The sequence below is a fragment of the Microcoleus sp. OTE_8_concoct_300 genome, assembly GCF_031383065.1.
Taxonomy (GTDB): domain Bacteria; phylum Cyanobacteriota; class Cyanobacteriia; order Cyanobacteriales; family Microcoleaceae; genus Microcoleus.
Genome location: NZ_JANMZH010000719.1, coordinates 1 through 7901 on the forward strand (window position 1 = coordinate 1; position 7901 = coordinate 7901).

At 41.1% G+C, this 7901-nt stretch carries 5 protein-coding genes; 4 read left to right on the top strand and 1 reads right to left on the bottom strand.

Features of this window, described 5'->3' with window-relative positions:
- Positions 1 to 216 precede the first annotated feature (216 nt).
- The 4 genes from ACUVJL_RS32470 (at position 217) to ACUVJL_RS32485 (ending at position 6246) form a co-directional block, all read left to right on the top strand.
- The gene (locus tag ACUVJL_RS32470) at positions 217 to 594 is read left to right on the top strand and encodes a hypothetical protein (protein ID WP_445249592.1); all 378 of its coding nucleotides are present in this window, start codon (positions 217 to 219) and stop codon (positions 592 to 594) included.
- A 97-nt stretch (positions 595 to 691) separates the two neighbouring features.
- Positions 692 to 3373 (top strand): hypothetical protein, encoded by a 2682-nt coding sequence (locus ACUVJL_RS32475; RefSeq protein ID WP_445249593.1) that lies wholly within the window; start codon positions 692 to 694, stop codon positions 3371 to 3373.
- Positions 3374 to 3394: 21 nt separating this feature from the next.
- Positions 3395 to 5455 carry an IMS domain-containing protein gene (locus ACUVJL_RS32480; protein ID WP_445249594.1) on the top strand — a complete coding sequence of 687 codons (2061 nt, stop codon included), beginning with the start codon at positions 3395 to 3397 and terminating at the stop codon, positions 5453 to 5455.
- A complete protein-coding gene (locus ACUVJL_RS32485; protein ID WP_445249595.1) occupies positions 5455 to 6246 on the top strand; it encodes a M15 family metallopeptidase in 792 nt (263 codons plus the stop codon). The genes ACUVJL_RS32480 and ACUVJL_RS32485 overlap by 1 nt, the downstream gene beginning before the upstream one ends.
- A gap of 28 nt (positions 6247 to 6274) precedes the next feature.
- Here the strand turns inward: ACUVJL_RS32485 and ACUVJL_RS32490 are convergent, their stop codons facing one another.
- Entirely contained in the window at positions 6275 to 7180 is a 906-nt protein-coding gene (locus ACUVJL_RS32490; RefSeq protein ID WP_445249596.1) for a CoB--CoM heterodisulfide reductase iron-sulfur subunit B family protein, read from the bottom strand.
- Between the last annotated feature and the right edge of the window lie 721 nt (positions 7181 to 7901).

Here is a 7901-nt window from a genome sequence, read left to right on the forward strand (position 1 = left end):
TTTGTTTTTGTTGGGAAGTTACAGCTTTACTAAAACCTCTTGCCATTGATAGCACCCATAAACTACAACAAACTACATTGAAATTTAGTCGGATTTAACTGTAGCATATTTTGGGTTCCAGTTAAGATGCGTTTACCCTGAACTCTGATTGCTACTAAAGCTTTAGAAAAAGGCGGAGAAGCTTTAGGGGAAAGCGCCTACAAAAAACTAGCTAAAATGATAACTGCTGTCCGCTATCAGTTAAATAAAGTTGGCAGGGAAGGCATACTGACAGACGTGGAAGAAGACCCGACGGAAGAGAATCAATCAGAATTAAACAAAACACTCGAACAACAAATGAAAAAGGACGATGATTTTGCTCAGAAGCTGAGAGTGTTTGTGGAGCAACTTAAGTCAGAAGGGGTAATTCCTGGTGACTCTCCGAATGGAGATCGATCAATAACACGTTTAATGACGAGGTTAAAGGCTCAACTTTTGGACCTAATTCCAAGATTGAAAACAAGTGGTGATTACTTAAAGCAATACTTAATCAAGTTGGCTGCATTATTTGCAATGACAGTCCTGGAATCAAATTTTCAATTACACTCTCCATAATAGTAAGGTGCGCAATGCGCACCCTACAAATAGAATTGTTGCGTAAATCCCGAACAAGAGAGATTAATCAGATTTCAATTTTCAGGAGAACTCAATCATGAATAATAACAATTTTCACAACTCAGTCTATGGCTCTGCTTTTGGTGCTAATTCACAGGTACATAATCATTATGGCGAGCAGGAATTTATTGAGATAACTATTGAAGATTTAGAGTCGCGGTTTAAAGAAACCATTGAAATTCCACCTGACCCGCTTAGCAAATTTAACAAAATTTTATTAGAACACAGGTTGTTGGTGTTAGGTGGCAGTTTGGATGTTGACAAATATGAGCTAGCTTTACAGTTGGCTTTTACACTCGCACACAATCAAATGTCAACTCCCAATTCTCAGATATCTCAATTAACTGTTAAGCTGTGGAACCGCAAATCTCGTCAGCAATTTATTGATATTAATACGGCACTCGAAAACACAAAATCTCCTACTATTTTTGTTCTCAAGGATGTTGAACCTAAAAATGTCGCATCTATTAATTGGCCTCAAATTTGTCAAACAGCTAAATCCCGCAACCATTATGTTTTAGTTAGTACCGAGAGAAGTTTCTCTGGTTGGAACTTGGGTTTAGAAGCGAGAACTTTTTTCCCAGAACTGAAAATCGAAGAGATTTACACAGAAGAAATTTTACTAAAGGAACTCACCGATAAATTAAATAAAGACAACTTCCGTGAAGAATTATTCAAGCATTTGAAGAGGGATGGACAAAAGTCAATAAAATCAATAGCTCAAGAATTGAAGACAACTAACAACATTTCTCGATTTGTACAACTTTTTCGTACAGAAGTAGAAAGGTTTTGTGATGAAAAGAAACTATTTGTAGAAAAAAAACAAGAAATAGAACCAGAGCTAATCAAAATTCAGGAGCTTATTCAAACTGCTAAAAATGACGAACAGTTTATCAGAAAGCTTTACTATGAAATTCTTAACCCCCGCGAGCAGCTACTTGCATTAGGTTTGAGCTTTTTTAACGGTTGTTTTGAAGACCAACTTTTTGCAGCTCTTGAGCGAGTAGTTCAGGATGTTTGGCAAAAACGCGATCCAGCACTACAGGCGATCGATTACTGTGATTTAGACAAGCTCGAAAATGACTATTTTCAGCTCGCTCAAAATGATTTATATGAAAGCGTACCTGGTGATTTTAAATTTGTCCCAACTGAAGCTTATAAAATTGACATTCGTTCTATTAAAATCCTCTCTCAAGATAATCGTAAAATGCTGCTTAAGGTAGCGTGGGAAACCCACCGCAGGCAGATTGTCACTGCATTGGATGTATTGGTGAAACTTGTTGAGGAGTCGGTACAAGAAAATTACTACGACCAAGGTAAATGGGAATTATACGGCAATTCAACACGAAGTGAGCAGTTGCGCTGTGCGATCGGTGAAACACTTAGCGATATCGGCTTAGTCTCAACCAGTGCGTTCAGTTCAGCAGAAGGCTGTTTGCTGCGACTAGCTATGAACGAAGATATGCAAGTACGAAATGTCGCTGCAAGTGCGATCTCTGGATGGTATAACCGCGATAATCAACAAGATCCAAGATTATTATTTAGAATTCTGCAAACATTCTATGACATAACTATGGAGAAAGAGCGACAAGCGAAAAAGGATGAAAATAATTATACAGGAATAACCAAAGAGATTAATGTCAAAAAAAATCAAAATGGGTACATAGAAAAAAACAAAAACCCACCGGATAAAAAGGGGGGGATTGCTGCCTGGATAAAAAGTATCATTTTTGAAATTTTCAACATTGCCAAAGAAAGTGAAGAAACTGAGGAAAAAGAATATTACATCAAAAGTGAAAAGTTTGAACACCAAGATTATATCGGAGCTACTGTAGCAGTAGTGGTTGGTGACGCAATTTGGAATTATGATGATGGCAATGGCAGGCTATTAAAAGAATTTTATAAGTGGCTGCAAGAGTTATCAGAAAGCAAACTGCGGTTGGTTCATTTCTTTTTTTGCTATCATACCCTCTTCTACGCCGTACCACTACATTTCAAAGAACCCCGAATACGTGAAATGCTCAAAACAATAACACAGAGGCACGGAGACTTGTTATTTAAAGAGTTACAGTTACCTTACAGTTTAAATTACGCGATCGCCAGAAGCTTAGCTCATGCTTATGCTTGGGTAGAAAATCGCAATGAAGTTCAGACAATGCTCGATCGGTGGTACGAAGAAGTAAAAAAACGACCGAGTTTCATCGATCGAACCAAGATTTCTGAGGCTGACGCCTTACTGAAAACTGTAGCCATAACCTATGGATTAATTCAGTACGATGAAGAACCAGGTAGACTCACTCCTAAAACAGCCTTTGAGCGCTTAAGCACCATCATCAAAAAAGAGGATCATCCTATTGTACGTGAAGCTGTTGTATTCGCAATTTGCAATCAAACACGCCGATATTTCAAAAAAGTTGCATCTCATTTGCAGGATTTAGTCGCCAATCTCAATCGTGATGAAGGCGATAAAATTGTTCAAACACTGACCAAAATTTACCTTGAAGAGCGGGCTAGCTTGAATGATGGTGATGAAAAAATAAAGGTAAACGGAAGGTACTATCAAATTTGGACAAACTTAGAAAAACGTCCAAGAACTTCTATCGAAAAAGCAATGGATGGCTGGGCTAAAGACGAGCAAAAGCCAGCAGCACAGGAGATTGCAATCCAAGCCTTAGTTTCTTTTGTTAAGGCTTTAGAAGAACAAATATACATTCAATAAAAACGAACAGGAGTATTAAATATGCCGGAAAAAAGAAGTAGTTATCAATGGTTCAATCCCTACATCAGTTTACTTGTACCTTGGCTCGTAACACTGAATCAAGGACGTGATAAAAAACGTTACAGAAGCATTATTCGAGGTTTATTACCTGAAACGTTGAACCAACGAAAATCAGACACTGATGCGGTCAATTCATTGCTGGTTAGGTGGAATCATGGCACATCTAAAAGCGACTTAGAAATTATATCAAAACTATTAAGTAGGGGGATCAGACTGGTAGAAAAAGGTTGGTTGATAGGGCTAGGTAGTGGGGTTGTACTAATTTTTGTGGGGTTTGCAGCTATTAATATAAGCAACTATTTAGCCACAATCAGTACTCAGACATCTCTTACTCCTCCAGGCAATCCACCATCGCCACCACCAGATAACAGCGGGATATTAGTGCTTCCTGGTGTCAATGTCAGCGATATGGACTCCGCCAACTTCGACACGGGTACATTAACAGTTAAATTCACCCCTAGCGCCACTCCTGACGATCGCCTCTCAATTCGCGATCGAGGCAAAAACCCAGGTGAAATTGGTGTTGATGGCAACAATATCACTTACGGGGGCATCGCGATCGGCAGCTTCCAAGGTGGCGAAGGCACAGTACCGCTGACAGTCACTTTTAACGATAAATCCAGACCTGAACATGCCCAGGCTTTGATGCGCAGTATTGTTTATCAAAACATCTCAAATAACCCTGTTATTGGCTCTCGGACCGTACAGTTTCAGTTAAATGACGGCGGCGAAAACGGCACTAGCAAAGCTATCGCCCAAATCATCAATGTCACCACAGAAAATCAAGCTCCTGTCCTCACTGTTCCCAACAACAAAACAGTTAAAGAAAATGCCAATCTAATTATCACTGATATCAGTATCAGCGACTCAGACGGTCAAAATATCATTGTTACTATGAGTGTAACTAATGGCATCCTCACAGTGAAAACCGATGTAGATCAGGGATTGACAACTAATAATATTAGTGGCAACCAAACTAAAACAATTACCCTGAAAGGAACTGTCAGCCAAATCAACGCTACTCTCGCTAACGCTGCTGGCATTACCTACCGAGGCAATCCAGATTTCAGCGGTAACGACGAGCTCACTATCGCCGCAAATGATGGCGGGAAAACTAGCACAGTAATCCCAAAGAAAAGCTTGGTATGGCCACCTGATGCTCTCAGCAGCAAGACTGACAAAAAGAGTTTGAATCTTACTGTCACCCCAATGAATGTTCCTCCTATTGTCACGGTTCCCGATCGCACAATAGCCAAGGAAAATACCAATTTAATTATCAGTGGCATTAGCATCAGCGATCCAGACACTCAAAATCTTACAGTTACGATGAGTGTCACCAATGGCATTCTCACAGTTAAAGGTGATGTAGTTCAGGGATTGATAGCCCAGAATATTACTGGCAATAAAACTAAAACGGTCACCTTCAAAGGAACTATTGCCCAAATTAATACTACCTTAGCTAAGGCTGCCGGTGTCATATACCTAGGTAATAAAGACTTCAGCGGTAAAGACTCCCTAAATATTACAGTTAGCGACAATGGCAAAAAGCCTGAAAGCAAGACTATTAATATCATCGTCAACCCCATGAATAGACCTCCTCAACTGACTATCGCTGAGGTAGTAACTGTGGGACAAAATACCATTACTCAGAAAGAAGCCGTAACTCTGATTAAATCATGGTTGCAGGCAAAAGGAGAGGCTTATATCCCACCTTTTAATCCTGAAGTTATTGCTCGATATACAACGGGGGAATATTACAAAAAGTCAATCGGATCGGTGGATTGGTTGAAAAATAACAACGCTTACTACAAATATGAGTCACCGACTGTTGAACCTACCGGAAAATTTTCTCTGGAAGGAGAGCGAGTAACAATTGAAATGATAGTTAAGGAAAACCCCACACTTTTTGTGAATGAAAGAGTAGATCCAACTTCCAGCGGTCCCAGCACAGGGATGTACCGTTTTATTTTACAGTTTGACAGTGGCACTTGGAAAATAGCAGATACTCAGAAAATAGATTGATGAAGTTTATAAATAGGTTATGGCTGCGGTTGCGTTTTGTGATACCCATCATCCTGATTGCAGCAGGAATTATACTCAATGGTTATGCTGCAATGCAGTTTATTGGTCGGCATTCTGGAAAACTATTTCCAACACCTTCTCCAACGATCGCACAACCGCTAAAAACAACCCCATCTACCACAGATTCAACTGTTGCTACCCAAGTTGTGCCGCCCCAAGAGCTCGATCGATCGATAGCAGGTGAACCAAAGTTTGGGCATTTTCCTTATCCCGAAGGAGATTCTGGGAAAATGACAATCATTGGTAGCTACGCTCAGCGAGAGTATCAAAGATTCGAGAAACTGGCTCCTGAAGCAGCATTAGCGCTGATGAAACTAATCTATGCGGCGCGTGATGAGGGGATATGGATTGTCCCAGTATCGGGGTTTCGCAGTATTGTTGACCAAGAAAAACTATTCACAGCTCAAATTCAGAAACTCGGTTCCCCTGAAGCTGCTGCCAAACTGAGCGCACCGTCGGGTTACAGCGAACATCACACAGGTTATGCTCTTGATCTAGCAGATGGTAAGTTTCCCAAACAAGATATTACTTATGAGTTTGCGAATACAGATGCTTTCGGATGGTTAAGTCTTCACGCTCGAGAGTTTAGCTTTGAATTGTCATTTCCTGAAAATAATCCTCAAGGAGTTAGTTATGAACCTTGGCATTGGCGTTTTGTAGGAATACCGGAAACCTTAGCCATTTTTAAACGATCGAAGTCAGCGATAAATAGTGATATAAATAACCGGTAAATAAGGTGCGCGTTGCGCACCCTACTACTTAAAAGCCTAATTTTTCTAACACGGGCTTAGTTGAAACAATATGTCGATCGAGCCCTAGTTTTTTCGGCTCCACACCCAAAGCCAAAGCCACCAATTGCGACAAATGCAGCACCGGCAAACTCAATTTGCGCCCGATTACTTTTTCCACCTCCGGCTGTCGCGAATCCAAATTCAAGTGACAGAGAGGACAAGGAGTTACCATACAATCAGCGCCATTGTCAAGAGCATCTTGAATATGCTTGCCTGCCATCTGAAAAGATTGGTTAGTGGCATAACTCGCCAACGGCCAGCCGCAGCACTGCGTCCGGCCTCGATAATAAACCGGAGTTGCCCCGATCGCCCGAAATACATTTTCCATCGATTCCGGTTGGTGCGGGTCATCGTAAAGCAGCTTATCCTGAGCTCGCAGCAGGTAGCATCCGTAAAAAGACGCGCACTTCAAGCCCGAAAGCTTGCGGGTGACTCGCTTGTGCACTTCCTCCAAACCGTAATCTGCAACGATCGCCCACAACAGATGTTTCACCTCGGTACTGCCTTGATAAGGCGAACAGCCTTGTTTTTTTAGTAAACCGTTGACTTTTTCTATGTAGTTGGGATCGGTTTTCTGAGATTCCTTGAGGCGATCGTCCACATGACCGATTACCCCTTGACAAGTGCTGCAATGCGTCAGCAAAGGCAGATTCAGTTCCTCAGCCAAAGCAATATTGCGAGCGTTGACAGTATCTTCGAGTAACTGCGAATCTTCCTTGAAAGTGCCAGAACCGCAGCAGGAAGCTTTCTTGAGTTCCACCAGTTCAATGCCCAAGGCTTGAGTCAGTGCTTGGGTAGACAGGTAAAGTTCGCGGGCCGCCCCTTGGGCAACGCAACCGGGAAAATAAGCATATTTGAGATTTGGGGATGGCATAATCGTTTCTGCAGGGGAGAAAAGGCAAGGGACAAGAAACGAAAGCGGTGGAGGTCGGGATGCTTCCTGCTTCGTTTCCCCTCTTCTATACTTACCCAGTTTTAGACAATTTATTGACTACTTAATTTATCCTCAAGGATTTTTAGTGGAATTGGCGAGGCAACCGTATTGCATCGTTTCAATATCAAAGTTAAGGTTATTGAGCCTGGTGGGATTAGAACCAATTTCATTAATCATGGTTCAGCTTGGGCAACCCACTCAACCTCTGAGAGGTTACTAGGGACGGGTGAAATCGCTCTTTATAAGAAAGTCCTGGCCGTTAATCGATTGTATCGAATCCTAAAACTATGAAAATACTACCAGAACGAGTCAGGAACATACTCGGCAATCCTTCGCCACCTCCAAGAGTTTGGGAGCAACAATTTGATGGTGACCAGGCTGAATTGGAAAGCTTAGTCTCAAGAGACTGGAAGGAAATCAAGCTCGGAGATCTTTATATCTACTTTCTTGACCTGATGTATGTTGAACTGCAACCGGACTTATTTCGGTATTTATTCCCAATATGTCTTTACCGTTGGTATCAGGGTAAACGCATCTAAATTAATTTGACAAACACCTAAATTTGTGCATTACTAAATAACTAAAAAAAACTTTTAAAAATCATTAACTTTAACCACATTTAAGCAAATTAAATCAGAACCTTAAGATTTTCTAAACTTCT